The 21,727-nt window shown below is 41.5% G+C and carries 14 protein-coding genes; 13 read left to right on the plus strand and 1 reads right to left on the minus strand.

What is annotated here, in order from left to right; translation table 11 throughout:
- Positions 1 to 47: 47 nt before the first annotated feature.
- Positions 48 to 4,484 carry a translocation/assembly module TamB domain-containing protein gene (locus BN8899_RS19775; protein ID WP_065220627.1) on the minus strand — a complete coding sequence of 1,479 codons (4,437 nt, stop codon included), beginning with the start codon at positions 4,482 to 4,484 and terminating at the stop codon, positions 48 to 50.
- A gap of 151 nt (positions 4,485 to 4,635) precedes the next feature.
- Here BN8899_RS19775 and tsaD point away from each other — a divergent pair, with 151 nt between their 5' ends.
- The 13 genes from tsaD to BN8899_RS20990 all read left to right on the plus strand — a co-directional run.
- Positions 4,636 to 5,676, plus strand: a complete 1,041-nt coding sequence (gene tsaD, locus BN8899_RS19780) for a tRNA (adenosine(37)-N6)-threonylcarbamoyltransferase complex transferase subunit TsaD (protein ID WP_065220628.1) — start codon at positions 4,636 to 4,638, stop codon at positions 5,674 to 5,676.
- Positions 5,677 to 5,697: 21 nt separating this feature from the next.
- Positions 5,698 to 6,630: an NAD(P)-dependent oxidoreductase gene (locus BN8899_RS19785; protein WP_065220629.1), complete on the plus strand. Its 933-nt coding sequence runs from the start codon at positions 5,698 to 5,700 to the stop codon at positions 6,628 to 6,630.
- Entirely contained in the window at positions 6,627 to 7,256 is a 630-nt protein-coding gene (locus BN8899_RS19790) for a SagB/ThcOx family dehydrogenase (RefSeq protein WP_065220630.1), read from the plus strand. Before BN8899_RS19785 ends, BN8899_RS19790 begins: the two co-directional genes overlap by 4 nt.
- A 279-nt stretch (positions 7,257 to 7,535) precedes the next feature.
- Positions 7,536 to 8,174 carry a DUF6266 family protein gene (locus BN8899_RS19795; RefSeq protein ID WP_018339080.1) on the plus strand — a complete coding sequence of 213 codons (639 nt, stop codon included), beginning with the start codon at positions 7,536 to 7,538 and terminating at the stop codon, positions 8,172 to 8,174.
- Between the two features lie 606 nt (positions 8,175 to 8,780).
- The gene (locus tag BN8899_RS19805; protein ID WP_148375554.1) at positions 8,781 to 11,762 is read left to right on the plus strand and encodes a hypothetical protein; all 2,982 of its coding nucleotides are present in this window, start codon (positions 8,781 to 8,783) and stop codon (positions 11,760 to 11,762) included.
- A 1,067-nt stretch (positions 11,763 to 12,829) separates the two neighbouring features.
- Positions 12,830 to 15,556 (plus strand): DUF6443 domain-containing protein, encoded by a 2,727-nt coding sequence (locus BN8899_RS19810; protein ID WP_231932443.1) that lies wholly within the window; start codon positions 12,830 to 12,832, stop codon positions 15,554 to 15,556.
- A gap of 69 nt (positions 15,557 to 15,625) precedes the next feature.
- On the plus strand, positions 15,626 to 16,342 hold the full coding sequence (locus BN8899_RS19815) for a hypothetical protein (RefSeq protein ID WP_065220632.1): 717 nt from the start codon (positions 15,626 to 15,628) through the stop codon (positions 16,340 to 16,342).
- Positions 16,343 to 16,355: 13 nt separating this feature from the next.
- Entirely contained in the window at positions 16,356 to 16,754 is a 399-nt protein-coding gene (locus BN8899_RS19820; protein ID WP_148375556.1) for a hypothetical protein, read from the plus strand.
- A 158-nt stretch (positions 16,755 to 16,912) separates the two neighbouring features.
- The gene (locus tag BN8899_RS19825; protein WP_065220634.1) at positions 16,913 to 18,328 is read left to right on the plus strand and encodes an RHS repeat domain-containing protein; all 1,416 of its coding nucleotides are present in this window, start codon (positions 16,913 to 16,915) and stop codon (positions 18,326 to 18,328) included.
- Positions 18,322 to 18,882 (plus strand): energy transducer TonB, encoded by a 561-nt coding sequence (locus tag BN8899_RS19830; protein WP_065220635.1) that lies wholly within the window; start codon positions 18,322 to 18,324, stop codon positions 18,880 to 18,882. The genes BN8899_RS19825 and BN8899_RS19830 overlap by 7 nt, the downstream gene beginning before the upstream one ends.
- A 554-nt stretch (positions 18,883 to 19,436) precedes the next feature.
- Entirely contained in the window at positions 19,437 to 20,852 is a 1,416-nt protein-coding gene (locus BN8899_RS19840; protein ID WP_065220637.1) for an RHS repeat domain-containing protein, read from the plus strand.
- Entirely contained in the window at positions 20,846 to 21,406 is a 561-nt protein-coding gene (locus BN8899_RS19845; RefSeq protein ID WP_065220635.1) for an energy transducer TonB, read from the plus strand. Before BN8899_RS19840 ends, BN8899_RS19845 begins: the two co-directional genes overlap by 7 nt.
- Positions 21,407 to 21,416: 10 nt before the next feature.
- Positions 21,417 to 21,727 (plus strand): hypothetical protein (locus BN8899_RS20990; RefSeq protein WP_187376969.1); only part of this gene is annotated, 311 nt, incomplete at its 3' end.

The raw sequence follows: 21,727 nt of genomic DNA on the forward strand, positions 1-21,727 counted from the left end.
TGATAAACAATTGAAAATTAAAAGTTGAAAATTGAAAATGATAACGATCATTTATTATCAGACACTTGCGCAGAAGAATTTGTTTGCTTTTTCCGTTTAAAAATTGCCATGTACTTACGGAAGAGTTCCCGGAAGGTATCAAAGGTTTCCTGGTAAGAAACACCGATACCTTGCAACGTCTCGGTCGCGTTGTACGTGATCTTTTCATTCGTGTGGGAATAAGCCTTTAACTTCAACGTTCCCTGGCGGTTCAATTTCACGTCCACGTCAAAATCACCCGTGATAGAAGTATTCGAATTCGTTTTTGCCCTTTCCACCATGTTACCGTTCGCTGAAATCGTCACCCGGTTGTCCCAGATTTGGGTGGATAACGCCAATTCAAACTCGTTCGTCGTCACCTGGTCACCGGGACGATACGAGAAACCGATATCAAAATTGTTACTGATCTGCGATAACCAGCGCGATACCTGATTCGAAAGCAACTCGCTCGCCGTCGTGACTCCCATCTGGTACCCCGTGTTGCGCTCCTCCTGCTCGGCATCCTTTTCCAAATAATCCGGCGTATAAAATTTATTCAACAACAACAGCGAGAACATCTGCTTATTTATCTCGTCTTGACTGGAAAAAAGGCTTTGCATCAAACTGCGCATCTGCACGTCGAGGGAAGGGAAATTAATCCCGAACTGCACGTTCGGGTTCATCAGGTTATCCCCCAACTTCAACACGCATTCCACGGGTACTTTCGTGTTCTTGTCCATAGTCGTGCTCGTTCCCGCCAACAGGTCGTTCAACGAAGTCCTCAGATTGTAAATCGCATTCGCGTCAATCGTCGCGTTGTAAGGCGAACCATTCCACTTGATCGTTCCCCCCGGGGTCAACACGAACTTCTTATTAATCAAATTACTCAACGTGAACAGGTAATCCCCCTTCTCCACCTTATACTCCCCGAACATATCCAGCTCGTTATCCTTCCCCAGCGTGAAACGAAGATTACCGCTGCCCACGGTTTTCAAAATATCACCGATCGTGGGGTCAAATATGATTTGCACCTCCAGGTTATCATTCACCTCAATGTTCGCATTCAAATCAAAATTGGAAATCAAAGAAGATTTATCCTCGAGAGCGGCAGGTCGATCCCCCGGCTGGCGATTATTTATAAACCGCAAAAAACTGCCATCCTCCTCGGTCAGAGCAGAAGTCAAGGGTATATACAACACCGAATGAGGTTCCGGCTTCAAATTTATGGACAAAGCAGAATTCCCCGACGTGTTATACATTCGGGTTTGTCCCGTGATATACAACTGCCCGTAAAACATTTCGTTTTGAGATTGCTTCGTGTCCAATATCCGGAAATCATTAAATTTCAGATTCACGTCATACCGGTTTTCCCTCAAATCATAGAACCCGGAACAAACAGAAGAATGCCCCTTGGCATCGTAAATCCTAAAGTTATCGAGCATCACCCGGTTATTCTTTACCGGCAGGCTATCATGAATCATAAAAGTCGTGTTAAGAGCGCTCAACGTCAACGCCACGGAATCCATCGCCAGAAAACCATTGATAGCTGCCGCCTGACTTGTTCCCTTCATCTCCAACTCGCCGGATAGCGCCCCCTCCCCGCTTTTCAACAGTTCCGGAAAATAACGGGTAAGGTAATTCACGTCAATTCCCGCGAGCACGAGATTCATATCCAAACTATCCGTGGAAGGCTTGTAATGCCCGAACACGCTAAACGGAGCCTGATCATTCTTCATCTGGTTGATAACACTCACCTGCAAAGCACTTGTCGGCGCATCCCATTGCGACACCATATTCAACGTCCCCAGCGTATCCCGGTTAATTCCCCAGTTCTCGACCTCCACGTTCGCGTAAATCAAGCGGTTATTATACACGTCCTGCACGCTGGCCTTTCCGTTTACCAACCCGAAAAGTTTCACGTCATTGTCAAAAAGGATACTATTAAATTCCGCCAGATTGAAATTATGAAATACCATGGAAAGCGAATCCTTTTCATTCTCGCTCACCCGCCCTCTCAGGGAGAAACTTTGTTCCCCCCGGCTGATCTCGAAATTATTCACGAATATATCATTCCCCTCCTTCAATATCATGGAACGTCCCACGCGCCACACGCTATCCGCCATCACGATCGTGCTGGGCTGAATAAACACTTGCGCCAGATAACGCTCCCCGTATTTCAACAACCGCAGGTCGGCAACCAATGAACCGCAATACGTTTCTTTTCCCCAGTTGCTCCAAGTCAGACAATTGTTGACATGGTTCACGTTCGCGCTCATCGTGTTGCGCACGTTATACAACCGTCCGAAGTCCATGTATTTCAACTCGTCCGCGGCATAAGAGCATTTTAAGTCCCGACCGTTACCCGTTAACCCCAACTTGGAATTACGCACCTTCAAATCCCCGAAAGAGATCGTGTCTGCCTCCAGCATCAAATTCGCCCGGCAATCGGCATAGCTATATTCACATGACAAAACGACCCCGCTGGATAATTTCAATTGAGGATAAGCCACCTTCAACAACGGATTCACGTTATTCAAGCGTACCTCGGCAATCAAACTGGTTCCTTCCGGCAGAGGCTTATCCACGGCATAACGGTATGCCGGCAAATAAGTCACGACAAAACTATTCCACAAATCCATTAATCCCAACGAACGGAAAAAACCTTCCATCGTGACCTCTCCCATCTCCGACTGCACGCGGGAATAACTGTATTCCCCCAGCACGGTATTAGTCAGCCTCACGGAATCCGTGACAAATGCCCCTCTCGTGTTCTCGTATTTCAAGCTTGGCACGATAGCCTCGAACCAATTGTTATCTTCCTGCATTTTCAAGTTACCGGAAAAATCGAATTCAAACGATTCCTTCTCCCCGCACAGTGAAGGTCCCCACGTGTCCCATTGCCTGACATTCACGTGCCCCCGGGCATCCGCCACCTGAAGCGAATCTCCCATGACATAGTTCAACTCGAAATCCGCCTGCACGCTGTCATTTTTAACGGACGATAATAAATAAAGATGCTCGTCCTCCATCCCCACCGACACCCGGGCACCCCGCAAGCGACCGTCAAACACGTCGAGGAATCCCAACACGCTCGACATCCCGAAACGGGAAGTAGAATCCCCCAGCACCCCGTTAAAATTACCGAAGAACGACCCGTTCTTCAAGAAGGATTGCCCCGTCAGGAAACCGAAATTCACACGGGACAGGGTAAGCCGTCCCCCGTAATGATAATCCCCCGTGCTATCCACGGCATAATTGAACACCACCCCGCCTTCCATCCCCGGTGTAACGCTTCGGGTATTCAACACGAAATCCTCGATCTTTCCCTTGAAATTTCCGTCAAAAGTAAAATAATCATACTTGTGCAGCATCCGCGGGATCTTCACGTAATGGTTCTCCAGCCAAGGCATAAAAATCGCTTCCACCTCGGGAGGTGAAATCCTCGTGTCCGTGAAATCGATATTAAAATCCGTCTCGAAAAATCTCGGCAACCCCTTGGAAGTGAACGAGCCATGAAGCACACTCTTTTCCCCGAAATATACCTCCAAATCCTTCCCTTGCAAATTACTTATCGTGTTAAACACCACCCCGCTCCCGTACACCGTGTTGTTCATCCCCAGCAACTTGCCGTTGAAATAAGCAATATCGTCGAAATGTACCCTCGAACCGGTAAACACGTATCGTTGCTGCATCTTCGTGGTAAAATTACGCCAGTAATCCCTGTCCGGGACCCAATTATATTCCAGCGTATCCAGATGCGCCTCGCTACGCCCGGTCTGTATCAAAGTATTCGTGACCAATAATCTATTGTTCGTCGCCACCACCTTTCCCCCCATATTCACCACCTCGAAGCCCGACTTTTCCTTGAAGTTCAAGCCAGTAACCGTTGCCTCGTAGCGTCCCTCTTTCGAGAACTTAATCCCGGAAATCATCACGTTCAGATCCCGGCAATCCACGTCCGTCCAATTAATCCCGTAATCCACGGGCTCGTAATCACTCTCGATATAACGGAAACGGCTGTTAAACAGCGACACCCTCGTCAGGTTCACCTTCCAACTCAAAGGAGAGGCTGGCACCGTGTCCTTCACCGACGCCGACAGCGAATTTATCAATTCCTCCACGTTCGTGAGGCTCTCGCTCCCGTCCTGCTTGCGCTCTATCCACAAATTGAACGTGGCATTCTCGAACGTCGCCTCGGTAATCGTGAATTTCCGTTTCACGAAACTCACCGAATCCACGCGCATCACGAGCCGCTCGCAGAACATAAGCGTATCCTGCCGGCAATCCTTCACGAACACGTCACCCAGAATCAACGACTCGATCGGACGAAACTCCACCCTCCCGATCGTGATCGTCGTCCCCGTCCGTTCCTCCAGAATCCGGGTAAAATAATCCACTAGCCTCGTCTGAACAAACGGAGTCATCAAGGCAAAATAAGACGCGAATGCCAAAAGCACAAGCACCATGACACACCGGGACAATATGGAGATTATTTTTTTTATACTTTCATCATTTAGTTTGCACGCAAATTTAGTAATATTGCAGGAATATTTTCAATTGAAAATGGAAAATTGAAAATTAATCACTCAATCTAAAATCATTAAATCTAAAATAGATATGGGCGTTGTTATTCTAGGAATTGAATCATCTTGCGACGACACCTCCGCCGCGATACTAAAAGACGGGGTGGTACTCTCGAACGTGATAGCCAGTCAAAAAGTGCACGAGGCTTACGGCGGAGTCGTACCGGAACTGGCATCGAGGGCACACCAGCAAAACATTATCCCGGTCGTGGCTCAAGCCTTGAAAATAGCGAGTGTCACTGCCGATGAGGTCAACGCCATCGCCTTCACCCGCGGTCCCGGCTTGCTGGGTTCCCTGCTCGTGGGCACTTCCTTCGCCAAAGGATTCGCCATAGCAAAAGGGATCCCCATGATTGAAGTCAATCACCTGCAAGCCCACATTCTGGCAAACTTTATCAAGGAACCGGGCGTGGAAGCCCGCCACCCGGAATTCCCGTTCCTGACCCTGCTCGTGTCGGGAGGCAATTCACAGATCATCGTGGTGCGTGACTACCTCGACATGGAAGTCATCGGGCAAACCATCGACGACGCCGCTGGCGAAGCCTACGACAAATGTGCCAAGGTAATGGGACTCTCCTACCCGGGAGGACCCGTCATCGACCGCCTGGCAAAAGAAGGCAACCCGGAACGGTTCACCTTCAACAAACCCCATATCCCCGGTCTGGATTACAGTTTCAGCGGGCTGAAAACCTCGTTCCTGTATTTCATCCGTGACGAGATGAAAAACGACCCGGACTTCATTCCCCATAACCTGAACGACCTTTGCGCCTCTTTGCAGAAAACCATCGTCGACATTCTCATGGCAAAACTGAAAAAGGCAGCCAAGCAAACCGGGATAAAACAAATCGCCATCGGCGGCGGCGTTTCCGCGAACTCGGGATTGCAAAAAGCCGTGTATGACGAAGGCGCCCGGCTCGGCTGGGAGGTATTTATCCCCCGCCTCGGCTTCTCCCTCGACAATGCCGGCATGGTTGCCGTCACGGGGTATTACAAATACCTCGCCTCCCGATTCATCGGGTTGGAAACCCCGGCTGACGCGAGAATGAGCCTGAAAGATTCCGCGATTGCAGATTAAATAATATCTAAAATATGAAATATGAAAATACTTGTTACTTACAACATTCCCCGCGAATCATTCGCGAAACTAGGAAAAGAGCATACCGTAACGATGCCCGAAGGTGAATACTTCACCACCGAAGAGTTAATCAAACTGGTACCCGACTATGACGTCATCCTCGGGATTTTCACCCGTCCCATCGACAACACGGTCATCGAGGCGGGCAAAAACTTGAAATTAATCAGCAACTTCGGCGTGGGCTACAACAACATCGACACCAAATTCGCCCGTTCAAAAGGCGTTGCCGTGTGCAACACCCCGAAAGCCGTGTGCTTTCCGACCGCGGAAATGGCAATGGGACTCATGTTGAGTGCCGCCCGCCGCATCACCGAGTGTGACAAACGCATCCGGGTGGAAAAAGAAAGCATGTGGGGCGTGATGAAAAACCTCGGCTTCACGCTGGAAGGACGCACCCTCGGCATCATCGGCATGGGCAACATCGGGAAGACCGTGGCAAAACTGGCAGAGGCTTTCCGCATGAAGGTGATCTATTACAACCGCCGGAGCACCGTGGAAGGATACGAGAAAGTAGACCTCGACACCCTGTTGAAAAGATCGGACTTCATCTCCATCCACACCCCGCTGACGGACGAAACCCGCCACATGATCGGGAAACGGGAAATCGAACTGATGAAACCGACCGCCATCCTCGTGAACACAGCCCGGGGAGCCGTCATCAATGAAAAAGAATTAGCCGCTTGCTTGCAAAATAAAACGATAGCCGGGGCAGCCCTGGACGTTTTCGAAGACGAACCACACGTGACGGAAATGCTCTACGGGTTGGATAACGTGATCCTCGTCCCGCACAACGCCACGGGCACTATCGACACGCGCATTGCCACCGGGCAGGAAGCCGTCGATAACATCCTGAACTTCTTTAACGGTACACCAACTAACGTTGTAAACGAATGAAAACAATTATTACCATGCTAGTGCTTACATTCATGGGAAGCACCGTGAACGCTCAAAACATCAAGTTACCCACCCCCCGGAAGACGGGAGGGAAATCGCTCATGGAATGTTTGAACGAACGGCAAACTTCACGTGATTTCGACACGAAAAAATTATCCCCGCAAGACCTTTCCGATCTGGTCTGGGCGGCAAACGGCATCAACCGCCCGGAAAGCGGCAAACGCACTGTCCCCACCGCCACGAACTGGCAGGAAATGGTGCTTTACGTTGCCACCACCGACGGAATCTACCGCTACAACGCGGAGAAACACGAGCTGGAACTCGTGAAAAAAGGCGATCACCGCGAGAAATGCGGTCCGCAACCCTTCATGACAGTTGCTCCCGTGTGCTTTATTTACGTTGCCGACCACAACAAAGAAGGGCGTATTTCCAACCCTGAACAGAAAAAGACCTACTCGCACCACCATGCCGGGTACATGGCTCAAAGCGTGTATCTCGTTTGCGCCGCCAAGAACATGGCAACCGTGACGATCGGCTCCGTGGACAGGGAGACGCTTGCCAAAGTGATCGGTCTGCCCCAGAACAATCTCGTGATCTACACCCAACCCATCGGGTACAAGAAGTAAACGGCACGTTCATCGGACTCATCGAGGCAGCCTAAAAGGATTTAGGCTGCCTCGATTCTTTTACCCGGCAAAGCGAACCGCCCAATCCGAGTCTTCTCCCAGTATTCTAGTACATTTCCCTAATCGCTACCCTATTATTATTCTACTGTTATTCTATTGTCATACTATTTAAATAGAATAACAATAGGATTTAAATAAAATAATTACTATCTTGCACCTAGAGAAAGCTGGGAGATGACCTAGAGAAACCAGCCTGTATTAACAATAAAAACAAATATCATGGCCATTATCGAAAGTAACCTGGGAAACATCGAGGGCAAAATAGGCAACAATTTGTTCGCTTACACGCGAATGGGTAAAACCATCCTGCGTAAGTCCCCCGGTAAACGCAAAAAAAGCTCAGAAGGACAAAAAACTTGCATGAACAACTTTTCCTTGATGAGCATGACTTATTCTTACGTGAAGCGCGTGTTGCAACTACCCATTTGGAAACTAGCAGGAAAGGAATACGGGAAAACAGCAAACAATTACTTCTCGCACGTGAACAAAGGCATATTCGACAAAAACGGGGAGGTGCGCGACCACGACGAACTTGTCCTGTCGGAAGGCTCCCTGTTAAATCCCTCAGGGATGACGATAGAGCACACGGGGGAATCGACCTACAAAATAAGCTGGATCCCGGAAAACGAAAACACGACCGGAGCGGCAGATGACCAACTCATGGTACTCGTGTACACGGAAAACGTACCCCGTTATTTCAGCATTCGATGGGCAGACAACACGACCGGCACCCGTGCCGAGGGAACGGGAACCTTCACGATTCCCCCGACCATGGGCAAGGAAGACCTGCACGTGTACTGTTTCTTCGGCTCGTCCGACGGCAACGCTTACTCGAGAAGTAAACATTTCCGGATTTAAGGCGGGAGGCACATCACGAATTACCCTTAGAAACGGACATGAACAAAACTGAACGAACATGCAATACATCACACACAAACACATGTATTTTAGCATATTACCAAAAACAGATAGTCCAAATGTTAAAATCAAGAGAAAAAATAGACACCACATAGTTGAAATTTTAAGAAAATATTAAGACAAATTACTACAAATGTGATACAATTTGTCTGAAATTTTTAGTATATATTTATCCCACTGTCTTTATATGTAGAAAGAGGTAAAGTGGTGGGAATTTATAAAGATCAGCCGAGAAGTTGGTATTTTTTGAGGAATTGTATTTATTCATTAAATTCTAGTTGCAATGGAAACAATTCAAAAATTACAAAGACGAGGACGGCGTGATCTAAAAAACGGATCTTTTGCGGCGTTTTCTTTGCCGAACTTATTAAAGTTAGCGGCTATTTTCTTTCACCCTAAGTATGTTACGTTATTTAATTGGACTTCTTTGATTTTTAAAACAAAAAACAGAGAGGCTCGACATCAACTGATGTTTCTCCTGTAAAAAAGACTGCATTTAAGAGTCTTTAATTACCAAGAGTATTTTAATAATCTAAAGAATTAATCATGAAAAAAATGGCGTGCAAAAAGTTTTTTGTTGGGGTGTTACTTGTTATCATGTTTGGAACATCCCAATCCTTTGGGCAAGATATGAATTTTACCTTCCCATCACCCGAATCATCTTTACTGGTTCGCGGTGTAATGAATCCCGTCAATTTGAATACGGGAGTTGTTAATGTTCAAGTCCCTCTATTCTCGATTCAAGAAGGAGGGTTAAATTTACCTGTTTATTTAAGTTACCAGACTTCCGGAATCAAACTTCATGATATTGCCACGTGGGTGGGACTCGGTTGGAATTTGTCAGCCGGAGGCAAAGTAACCCGCATTGTCAAGAAAAGACCTGATGAAACGGGATTCTGTAAAACTTCTTCCCCGGACGGGGCTGCTGCGGCAGTCTTATCATCCTGGACAGACAAAGCTTATGATTCACGACAAGACGGTGATTTTGATTCGGAACCGGACGTGTTCTTTTATGAATTTCCAGGAGCCGCAGGTATGTTTATCATGGACCCGGAGGGAAACGCTCATACGATTCCCTACTCGAATATAAAAATAGAATGGGTAGACAAGAGTTATTTTAACATTACCGACGCAAACGGTATCGTTTATAAATTTGGTCAAAACACCAAAGAGGAAACAACAACGACAATTATTTTTGAAGGAGAAAGAGAATCTAGACCATCCTACGTTTCAACGTGGCACTTAGAGAGTATTACAGGAGTAATGTATGAAAAAATTACTTTTACTTATGAAGAAGGCGATGCCTATGAATTTTCTAATTATAATGAGAAATATTCGGTTGAAGTATCTTGTACAAATCCAAGCAATCCAACCATTTCAAGCGAGATTAAAGAATCTATAGAAATCGTGACAAAAATAAAACCACAATATTTGAAAAATATTTCATGGAAAGGGGGACATTTAGAGTTTCTGTCATCTAAAGAACGTGCTGATATAAGAAATACCCGGAGATTGAATAGTATAAAATATTTTGCATATAACGGTTCATTTATAAAGTCTTCAAATTTCACGTATCATAATACAACTTCCTCTAATAATAGATTGATGTTGTCGGAGGCATATGACAGTACGGCTATGGGTATTCGATTAATATCTAGATTTGATTATTCGTCTTATACCCTAGCGCCAAGAGATAGTAAAGATTATGACCATTGGGGATATTATAATGGTGCACGTAATCAAACCAATAGACCAACTATAAATTATTTACCGTCAATTCACGCCCCGATTCCGGGGGCAAATAGAAGTCCGGTATTAGGTTATGCCTCTGATGGAATTTTAAAAAGAATATATAATAATTTAGGAGGATACACGGAGTATGAATACGAATTGAATGATGCTGTTATAAGTGGTTCTCCCGTGTCTATTGGCGGCTTGAGGATAAAATCGATAAAAGAAGTTTCGACATCAAAAGATTCTTTGATTACCAAATACTATTATAAAAAATGTAATGCACAGGGCACAATGACAAACGAGTCAAGCGGGACTATTTTTTCCGGGGGAAATTATTGCACGTGGATTCAAGGCGGTGGTGGAACGTACACTTATTTGTTAGAATCTCAAATGGTTTGTGATATATTTGATATGAATGGAAGTCCGGTCTGTTATTCTACTGTAATCGTTGAAAATCCTAACGGTTCAAGAGCCGTGTACGATTATACGTCCAACGCTTCCGCTGCAGATGTGCCCTCGAAAGTATATTATATCCCTCCTAGTTCTTCATATGTTCAAGATAATTATCTTGCAGTGTTTATAAATTCTTCTCGCTTTTGGCGCAGAGGATTAATGACGAAACAAAGATCGTATGATAAAGATCATAATTTAATGAACGAGGTGAATTATTATTATTCTTTCGGCAATAATTTAAAAGGAGAAGTCAAAGGATATCAAACTTATACCTCAAGATTCGTGACGAGCAAAAAAATCATAAAAACGAAACATTTATGCGAATACGTGTGGCAATCAGAGCCTGTATTTTTAAAAACGATATATTCCAAAGGTTCAGATGTTATATACACAACGACTCAATACAAATACAACGAGGATTACCTTGTCCCCGTGGAAATCATCCAAAGTCAAACCCGTCCTAGCACAACAATCAGAACAACTATAACATATCCGTTTAATTATCCTACAACGACGACTAGCGGGGATGCGATAAACCAGGGTATAGGCTGGATGAATTACAGACACATGATTAATTACCCGATCGAAACGATCACGTACAAGAATAATCTTGTGGTCACTGGAGAATTGAACGAGTACGAGGGAGCTTTAACTTTTGTTTGGCCAAAATACACGAGGCGTTTAAAAATATCAGAACCACAATCAACTTATACTTCATATACACGCTTATCGGGTGCTATGGTATGTGATCCGAACTATGAAATTGTTTCGGTAAATGAAGTGTACAGTCTTGTAGCGTGTGCCCCGACGCAACATCGATCCGGTTTATATTCAAAGCCCGAATCAGTTATTTACGGGTATAACAATACGGTACCCATAGCGACTGTCGTTAATGCAACCGTGAAACAAGTATACCATACTAGTTTTGAGGATGTAGAAGGAGCTCTTGTTTGTAATAAAGCAAAAACCGGAGAAAAGGTTTTTAGAGGTACATTCAATATTCCTCTAAATAATTTGGACCCCGGTCAATACGTTTTGAGTTATTGGAAGAGTTCGGATCAAGGAGTGAATTGGAATAAGGTTGTCATTTCAATAACAGTCAACGCCAGTTCTTCATCTTATTCTATCGGTGATGGAACTAATTATATAGATGAAGTACGGATACATCCCGCAATGGCAAGAATGACAACGATGACCTACAAACCCGGGATCGGGAAGATTTCTGATACAGATGAAAATGGGTTTACCACTTATTATGAATATGATGATTTTGGAAGGATTGCAAAAATCATGGATAATGATCGTCAGGTGTTAAAGAAATATCTGTATGCTATTGATTGATTACAAAATAATAATGTATCCATGTCATATAAAATAAGTATCGTAATATGAAAAAGATTATAATATTATCTATATTTTCATTGTATATTAATTGTGTTTTAGCGCAATTAAGTATTCCTAATATTGATTTTAGAGTAGAAGAAAACCCAAGAAGAACTGTGGTCGGAGAGGGTGGATATGTTTCTTTTAGATATGAGTTAAAAAATTCAATGACAAGAGGGCAATTAATAGAATTAATCGAAAAAAAATTAAAAGATAGTAGCTACAATTGGTTAACTCTTTCATTTTATAATGATTACGAAATAGGTTTAGATGTTCAAGAGAATAATACAGGAGAAACAAGAAGGTTTATTTTTCTTTCAACATATAATAATAGTGCAATAGTTATAACACAAGTCTCACAAGCAACTAATGTTCAAGTTTTTAATGTTATAGGTGGAGGAAAAACAATACCAACAATGGAACAGGAAATTATTTTGGATGGTTCAGAAGAAAATATAAAATACAATCTATATCAAGGAAATGTCAAAATTTCTACTCAAACAGGGACAGGGAAAAGCTTGATTTTTACAGGTAACTTTAGTGGAAATTATTATATACGAGCAGAAAAAGATGGATTAGAAAGAAGTATGAATGGGATAGCACAATTTAAGTATTTTAATCTTGTTTTAGAAGATAATATATCATTTAAGGATAGAAATTTAACAATTCATCCAGAAGGCGGTGTTATTAGTATACCATTTATTTTTCATCGAAATTACGAGGATTGTTGGGCGGATTTAAGAGCTATTGTTAAAGCATGTAATGATGGAAAAATAAAAAGTTGGAATAGGGAGCATTGGTTGTATTTATCAATTGAAATTGATAAGAGTAGGGGGACGATTCATATTGTAGCTTCTCCGAATGTATCACAATTAGAACGTATAAGCAATTTATATCTAGGACCATTGAATGAATTAGAAATTACTCAAACGATAGGTGGAAATATTGAGATATTTAATGTTTATGGAAATGGAAATATAAACCAAGGAGAAAGTACTTCAATTTATTTAAGTGGTTCTCAGCATATGAAATATTATTTATATCGGGATGAAATGAGAGTTTCTCAGGCAATAGTAGGTTCTGGTCATGTTTTGGCATTTCGAAATCAAACAATTCCCGGAAATTATACTATTAAAGCAGAATGTGATGGGCAAACATTTGACATGAACGGTTCGGTGCTTGTTCGGGACATAAATATTAATCCGCCCCACGTGAGAGAAGAGGCTAAGACCGGGGATGGTTCTATGGTAAGTGATATTACATATTACGATGGAAATGCTCGTCCGGTACAACAAGTAAGCGTGGGAGCGTCCCCGGGAGGAAAGGATATTGTAAATCCGATAATTCGGGATGGTGTCGGACGAGAAGCAGTTAGTTATTTACCCTACGTGATAAACGGAAATGGTAATTATCGTCCACAAGCAGTGGCTGAACAGAACTCTTTTTTCACGAGTCTTTATGAAAACAATCCGGTTGCTTACACGAGCAGGAGATTCGATAACGGACCAAACGACAGAGTGGTTGAACAAAGTGCCCCCGGGTATTCTTGGCGTCTTGACGGGGGACACACAACACGTTTTTCATACAGGAAAAATACAGCCTCTGATAACGTGAAACATTACGTTTTGGAAGGGACTTCCGTGAGGCTTGATACAGAATGTTGGCCCGCGGAAAGCCTTTCCGTGAAGGAAGTAACCGGGACGCAAGGTGATGTGATGTTAGAGTATAGCGACGTCCAAGGTAATTTAGTTGCTAAAGAATCGAGACTAACAAGTGGCAAACGTCTTTTCACCCATGAGATTCGGGATATGCAGGGACGATTGCGTTACGTGATCCCTCCTCTTCAAGATTCCCTGTTCACGAGTGGAACTAAATCGTTATCAGAATTGTCAAAGTATTGTTATTACACGGAATACGACGAATACGGTCGAGTGTATAAACAATACAATCCGGGAGGCGGATACATGCTTAATCTTTATGACAAGAGGGGGCGGTTAGTATTTGTTCAAGACGAGAAACAAAGAGAAAACGGGAAATGGAGTTTTACCAAATACGATGAACTTGACAGACCTGTTATATCCGGCGTTTGCACGGGAACGGAAACGGGACATAAGGCAGGCCTACAATCCCAGACTGTTTTTGGAGAGCAACGGGGAACCGTGTTACACGGGTACACGAATCAAACGTACCCGACATCCGTTTCAACGAACGATTGTTACATTATTACTTACTATGATGATTACAACTGGTCGGGACAAACCGCGGTGGCTTACTCGTCGGCAGATGCCATAGGTGCAACCAGAAGTAACGATGTTCTGGGATTAGTGACAGGTACAAAAAACAAAGTACTTGGGATAACCACCAACCAATGGCTGGTGTCTGCCGAGTATTATGACAAAAAGTATCGTTCGATTCAAAGCGTTTCTCAACTTTACCCCTCCGGAACAGAAATTACCTCAAACGCACACGACTTCGTGGGACAGGTTACACGGGTAAAGGTGAAACAAACCATCGGTTCTTCCGTAGCCGAGTACAACAAGTATTTCACGTATGACCAACGAGGTCGCATGTTGAAGATTGAACAACAGATCACGGGAGATAACACGAATGGTCGCATTACTCTGGTAGAGAATGTTTACGATGAATTGGGACGTGTATCTTCCTGCAAACTGCATAACGGCAAGGAAATTCAATCACACGAGTATAACGTGAACGGTAGCGTGGCAAGTGTATCCTCGCCGGCTTTCAGTTACACGTTGAATTACGATCAGGTAAACGTGAGCGGGGCTTCGGCTCGCTATGACGGGAATATAAACGCCATGACCTGGAAAAACGGGAATGGAACGGAGAAGGCATACGTGTATTCTTATGACCCGTTGGGACAGTTGGAATCAGCTTCTTACAAAGAGAAGAGCGGGTCTAGTTGGTCAAATACGCCCGGGAAATACAATGTTAGCGGACTCACGTATGACCTGAACGGAAACATGAAGAGTATCCGTCGTAATAATAGCAACGGTTCTGTCTTGCACGCGATAAACTATACTTACGGCACTACAAATAACGGGAACGCCATTAGCCAAATCACCCTTAATAACACGTCATCGGGGACTTACGTGTATGATAAAAATGGTAATATGACAACCGATGGGTACAGGGGCATCACGATAACTTACAATGATTTGGATTTACCGTCAGAAATAAGTAAAGGACAAACAAAAATTTCGTACATTTACAGTGCTAGAGGTGAGAAGTTAGCACAAGAGGTGGCAACATCATCGGGGAGTTCTTTGACTTATTATCGTGGGGGAATGGTGTATAATGGAAATGCTTTGGATTATATATTGCATCCGGCAGGAGTAACACGCAAAGTAAGTAGCGGCTACGTTTATGATTATTATTTGACAGACCATCTTGGTAGTACCAGGGTTGTCCTCGAAGCGAGTGGCAACACGCTTGTGCCTATACAGACGACAGAATATTACCCGTTTGGCTTGGCTTTCGCGAACAACAACCTGGATAAAAACAAGTACTTATTCAGCGGGAAAGAAATACAAAACGTGACTTTCGGCAACGAGATGTTGGGAATGTATGATTTCGGTTCCAGGTTTTACGATCCTCTATTGAGCAGATGGTTTTGCCAGGATCCAGCATCGCAATTAGCTAGTCCTTACGGGTATTGCGCAAATAATCCGATTGCATTGGTTGATCCTGATGGAGAATTCATTTTTGGGTATTTATCTGGTTGGTTCTGAGGACTCTTCAAAGGTAAAAATCCATTTAAAGAAGGTTTCAAAGCTGCTAGAAATGAAGCTAAAATCACATTGGGATTATTCAGATCAGGAGGAGACCAGAATTTCTTTCAATCAGCATGGGAAGTTGTTTCTCGTTTCACGTGGCAATTGCCTCAGACGTTAGTTGGGTATGGCTATGCAAATTACTTGAATTATACTTCTGATACCAAGATTGATTATTACGGGGGAACAACAACAATTAGTACTCCCGCGATGAAAAATGCAGTTACACTTGGTAACTATATAGCAGGAAATCCAGACCTTGAAGCAGATCCATCGAACTATTTATTCCAGCACGAGTTTGGGCACTATTTACAAAGTAAAAAGTATGGACCTGCTTATTTGACTGCTTTTGCAATTCCAAGTGGATTGAGCGTGGCTAAAGGTAACGATCATAAATTATTTCGTGTCGAGCAAGATGCAAATGCACGGGCGATTAAGTATTTTAATAAAAGAGGTGTGCTTGATTGGAAATTTGAAAAAAATCAAATTGGTGATAATCCCTACCTGTGGGATATGTCAAATATATACGAGAATGCTTCTACACGAAAATTCACAGATGAATTTAGTAGTATGCTTAACTCTGTGATGAAAAAAGCAAGTTTTGGAGATTATTTTGCTCTATTTACCACTCCTTTAGGTGTGTATACTATCGGGAATACGCATTACAATTCTTATGAAAATATTGATTGGTCTGTTGTAAACCTTAATCGAGCACTTAATGTATCAACTGGAATTAGAAGATAAAAAATATGATATTATGAAACAGTTAGTTGTATTATTACTTATTTTTATAAGTATTCTTAGTTGTAGACGCCCTAGTAATAAAGAAGGGCGTCATGAAATTCTTCGGATTAGGAATGATTCGGATAAAGATTTGTATTACATCTCAAATTATTGCGATAGTATTTTACCTATAGATAATTTCATGAAAGATGCTCAAACGTTAGTGAAAAGTAAAAGCCAAAAAAAGGAATATGAACTTGGAGGATTTGAACATGATTTTCGTTTTTGTCCATACTTTATAATACTTTTTGTAGATGCAGAACTAAAAGAAACTCCATATGATACGATCAGAAAGTATGATATGGTACTCTACAGACGAAGTTATACTTTAGAACAACTAGATTCATTAAACTGGACAGTTACTGTACCATAAATACAATATTAGTAAGTGAAACAATATAAAAAGTGAAAGTAAGTGAATCTTGGAAACGGGACAAAATATCCCGTTTCCATAAAGGTAATAAATATTATTAGCCAAATTGCGCTTAATAACACGTTCTCTAAAACTTACATATATGAAAAAATGGTAATATGACAACCGATGGGTACAGGGGCATCACGATAACTTACAATGATTTGGATTTACCGTCAGAAATAAGTAAAGGACAAACAAAAATTTCGTACATTTACAGTGCTAGAGGTGAGAAGTTAGCACAAGAGGTGGCAACATCATCGGGGAGTTCTTTGACTTATTATCGTGGGGGAATGGTGTATAATGGAAATGCTTTGGATTATATATTGCATCCGGCAGGAGTAACACGCAAAGTAAGTAGCGGCTACGTTTATGATTATTATTTGACAGACCATCTTGGTAGTACCAGGGTTGTCCTCGAAGCGAGTGGCAACACGCTTGTGCCTATACAGACGACAGAATATTACCCGTTTGGCTTGGCTTTCGCGAACAACAACCTGGATAAAAACAAGTACTTGTTCAGCGGGAAAGAAATACAAAACGTGACTTTCGGCAACGAGATGTTGGGAATGTATGATTTCGGTTCCAGGTTTTACGATCCTCTATTGAACAGATGGTTTTGCCAGGATCCAGCATCGCAGTTAGTTAGTCCTTACGGGTATTGCGCAAATAATCCCGTGATTAATATTGACCCGAACGGAGAACTATTTTGGGAAGCAGCTTTAATTGGTGCGGTTTTTGGCGGTTTTTGGAGTGGAATGAAAGCTGAATCTCAAGGAAAGAATTTTTGGTCTGGGGCATGGAAAGGGGCTTTAACCGGGTCTGTAGGTGGAGCTTTAGCTCAAGTCGGAGGAGCGGGTATGACTTTTGCCCAGAATTTACTTTTAGGAGTTGGCGAAGGGATGGCCACAGGAGCATTAGATGCTGCAATATGGAAAGAAAATGTATGGCAAGGAATGTTATGGGGCGGAGCAGGAGGAGCACTTTGGACAACATTGACATCTGAAAATTTAAAGAATTGGGGTAATGGGAAAGGATGGAAAACAAATGAAACGAGATTCAATGAAATGATCGGTTCTGGAATGGCAAAACAAGATATTCTTGATGAATTAGGTATAAATGCAGTTTATGATCCTAATAGAAAAACGCCTAAATATGTTTTAGATAACAATGAATATTGGGGATGTACAGACCCAAAAGGAAATATATACTTTGGAGATCGCGCTTTTGATTCATATCATGGACTTATTGGTACATACTATAAAGAATCATATCATCGAAATAATATACTTAGTGGTAAAGGAATTACTTATGCTGATGATCCTCCTGCCAACTACATGAGAATCTATCCAGAAGAAGCTTATGGCTTTAAGTATGCGCATATAAATAATGGTTTATATCCAAAATCCCCAGTCGGCTATATAAATCAAGCAAATGCCTATTGGATTCCTTTGCATGGAGTGAATTTTATTAAAGAGAATACATTATGGAGAAAAATTATTAATAATATATATAAAATTCCAAGAAGATGGTAAGATATATAAATACGATAAGTCTTTTACTTATAATGTTTTATGGCAAACAGATAAATGCCATAGATATAGTAAAGTTTAGTGATACCAATATCTCATTTATTAGTTCAAAGTTAGGACAGGATTCAATTATTCCTGTATCTAATGATAGTATTAATACTGATAATACCGACTACGAGGATTTCCCTATATTTGTCTATGATGCTATGCCATTTTTAAAAAAAGATTTGCGTAAATTCACAAAAAAGCATATGAATTATCCTTCTAAAGCGTTGAGAGATTCACTTGAAGGTTGGGTTTATGTAGAATTTATTGTTGATACATTAGGTTTTACAATCAACCATAAAGTTATTAGAGGAGTCCGTCAAGACATCGATGATGAAGCTTTAAGAATTGCTCGTTTGATAAAATTTGACAAGCCTGCATTGCAAAGGGGAAAACCTGTTGAAGTGAAATATTGTCTTCCTATTATCTTTGAATTACCCACGAAGAAAAAAGATCGGAGAAGAAAACATTTGTCAACTTTTTCTCTAAAAAAAACATTACATACGACATAATCAAGTCTGAATGAAACAGATTATCGTGTTATTATTGGTATTACTAGGAGCATTTAGTTGTAGACCTAAAAATAAAGAAGGGCGTCATGAAATCCTTCGAATTAGGAATGATTCAGATAAAGATTTGTATTATACTCAACTTGTGATACTCTATTATCCACTTATAATTTTATGGGACAAGCCCCTGCATTTATAAAAAGTAAAAGCCAAGTAAAAGAATATCGCATTGGAGGTTTTGAATATGATTTTCGTTTTTGTTCGTATCTAACACTACTTTTTATTGATGCAAAATTATTAAAAATTCCGTATGATACGATTAGAAAGTACGATATGGTACTCTACAGACGAAGTTATACTTTGGAACAACTGGATTCATTAGACTGGACAGTTACTGTACCATAAATGTAATATTAGTAGGTGAAATAAAATAGGAAATAAGTGAATCTTGGAAACGGGACAAAATATCCCGTTTCCATAAAGGTAATAATATTATTAGCCCAATTGCACTTAATAACACATTCTCTGAAACTTACGTGTATGATAAAAATGGTAATATGACAACCGATGGGTACAGGGGCATCACGATAACTTACAATGATTTGGATTTACCGTCAGAAATAAGTAAAGGACAAACAAAAATTTCGTACATTTACAGTGCTAGAGGTGAGAAGTTAGCACAAGAGGTGGCAACATCATCGGGGAGTTCTTTGACTTATTATCGTGGGGTAATGGTGTATAATGGAAATGCTTTGGATTATATATTGCATCCGGCAGGAGTAACACGCAAAGTAAGTAGCGGCTACGTTTATGATTATTATTTGACAGACCATCTTGGTAGTACCAGGGTTGTCCTCGAAGCGAGTGGCAACACGCTTGTGCCTATACAGACGACAGAATATTACCCGTTTGGCTTGGCTTTCGCGAACAACAACCTGGATAAAAACAAGTACTTATTCAGCGGGAAAGAAATACAAAACGTGACTTTCGGCAACGAGATGTTGGGAATGTATGATTTCGGTTCCAGGTTTTACGATCCTCTATTGAACAGATGGTTTTGCCAGGATCCAGCATCGCAGTTAGTTAGTCCTTACGGGTATTGCGCAAATAATCCCGTGATTAATATTGACCCGAACGGAGAACTATTTTGGGAAGCAGCTTTAATTGGTGCGGTTTTTGGCGGTTTTTGGAGTGGAATGAAAGCTGAATCTCAAGGAAAGAATTTTTGGTCTGGGGCATGGAAAGGGGCTTTAACCGGGTCTGTAGGTGGAGCTTTAGCTCAAGTCGGAGGAGCGGGTATGACTTTTGCCCAGAATTTACTTTTAGGAGTTGGCGAAGGGATGGCCACAGGAGCATTAGATGCTGCAATATGGAAAGAAAATGTATGGCAAGGAATGTTATGGGGCGGAGCAGGAGGAGCACTTTGGACAACATTGACATCTGAAAATTTAAAGAATTGGGGTAATGGGAAAGGATGGAAAACAAATGAAACGAGATTCAATGAAATGATCGGTTCTGGAATGGCAAAACAAGATATTCTTGATGAATTAGGTATAAATGCAGTTTATGATCCTAATAGAAAAACGCCTAAATATGTTTTAGATAACAATGAATATTGGGGATGTACAGACCCAAAAGGAAATATATACTTTGGAGATCGCGCTTTTGATTCATATCATGGACTTATTGGTACATACTATAAAGAATCATATCATCGAAATAATATACTTAGTGGTAAAGGAATTACTTATGCTGATGATCCTCCTGCCAACTACATGAGAATCTATCCAGAAGAAGCTTATGGCTTTAAGTATGCGCATATAAATAATGGTTTATATCCAAAATCCCCAGTCGGCTATATAAATCAAGCAAATGCCTATTGGATTCCTTTGCATGGAGTGAATTTTATTAAAGAGAATACATTATGGAGAAAAATTATTAATAATATATATAAAATTCCAAGAAGATGGTAAGATATATAAATACGATAAGTCTTTTACTTATAATGTTTTATGGCAAACAGATAAATGCCATAGATATAGTAAAGTTTAGTGATACCAATATCTCATTTATTAGTTCAAAGTTAGGACAGGATTCAATTATTCCTGTATCTAATGATAGTATTAATACTGATAATACCGACTACGAGGATTTCCCTATATTTGTCTATGATGCTATGCCATTTTTAAAAAAAGATTTGCGTAAATTCACAAAAAAGCATATGAATTATCCTTCTAAAGCGTTGAGAGATTCACTTGAAGGTTGGGTTTATGTAGAATTTATTGTTGATACATTAGGTTTTACAATCAACCATAAAGTTATTAGAGGAGTCCGTCAAGACATCGATGATGAAGCTTTAAGAATTGCTCGTTTGATAAAATTTGACAAGCCTGCATTGCAAAGGGGAAAACCTGTTGAAGTGAAATATTGTCTTCCTATTATCTTTGAATTACCCACGAAGAAAAAAGATCGGAGAAGAAAACATTTGTCAACTTTTTCTCTAAAAAAAACATTACATACGACATAATCAAGTCTGAATGAAACAGATTATCGTGTTATTATTGGTATTACTAGGAGCATTTAGTTGTAGACCTAAAAATAAAGAAGGGCGTCATGAAATCCTTCGAATTAGGAATGATTCAGATAAAGATTTATTTTATGATCGGGGAACTTGTGATACCTTATTATCCACTTATAATTTTATGGGACAAGCCCCTGCATTTATAAAAAGTAAAAGCCAAGTAAAAGAATATCGCATTGGAGGTTTTGAATATGATTTTCGTTTTTGTTCGTATCTAACACTACTTTTTATTGATGCAAAATTATTAAAAATTCCGTATGATACGAT

Origin of the sequence: Butyricimonas sp. Marseille-P2440 (assembly GCF_900091675.1) — a bacterium.
Taxonomy (GTDB): Bacteria; Bacteroidota; Bacteroidia; order Bacteroidales; family Marinifilaceae; genus Butyricimonas; species Butyricimonas synergistica.

Bases quoted from the DNA above. Each gene is read 5' to 3' on its own strand.
- BN8899_RS19775 (WP_065220627.1), bottom strand. From the start codon at position 4,484: ATGGTGCTTGTGCTTTTGGCATTCGCGTCTTATTTTGCCTTGATGACT.
- tsaD (WP_065220628.1), top strand. From the start codon at position 4,636: ATGGGCGTTGTTATTCTAGGAATTGAATCATCTTGCGACGACACCTCC.
- BN8899_RS19785 (WP_065220629.1), top strand. From the start codon at position 5,698: ATGAAAATACTTGTTACTTACAACATTCCCCGCGAATCATTCGCGAAA.
- BN8899_RS19790 (WP_065220630.1), top strand. From the start codon at position 6,627: ATGAAAACAATTATTACCATGCTAGTGCTTACATTCATGGGAAGCACC.
- BN8899_RS19795 (WP_018339080.1), top strand. From the start codon at position 7,536: ATGGCCATTATCGAAAGTAACCTGGGAAACATCGAGGGCAAAATAGGC.
- BN8899_RS19805 (WP_148375554.1), top strand. From the start codon at position 8,781: ATGAAAAAAATGGCGTGCAAAAAGTTTTTTGTTGGGGTGTTACTTGTT.
- BN8899_RS19810 (WP_231932443.1), top strand. From the start codon at position 12,830: ATGAAATATTATTTATATCGGGATGAAATGAGAGTTTCTCAGGCAATA.
- BN8899_RS19820 (WP_148375556.1), top strand. From the start codon at position 16,356: ATGAAACAGTTAGTTGTATTATTACTTATTTTTATAAGTATTCTTAGT.
- BN8899_RS19825 (WP_065220634.1), top strand. From the start codon at position 16,913: ATGACAACCGATGGGTACAGGGGCATCACGATAACTTACAATGATTTG.
- BN8899_RS19830 (WP_065220635.1), top strand. From the start codon at position 18,322: ATGGTAAGATATATAAATACGATAAGTCTTTTACTTATAATGTTTTAT.
- BN8899_RS19840 (WP_065220637.1), top strand. From the start codon at position 19,437: ATGACAACCGATGGGTACAGGGGCATCACGATAACTTACAATGATTTG.
- BN8899_RS19845 (WP_065220635.1), top strand. From the start codon at position 20,846: ATGGTAAGATATATAAATACGATAAGTCTTTTACTTATAATGTTTTAT.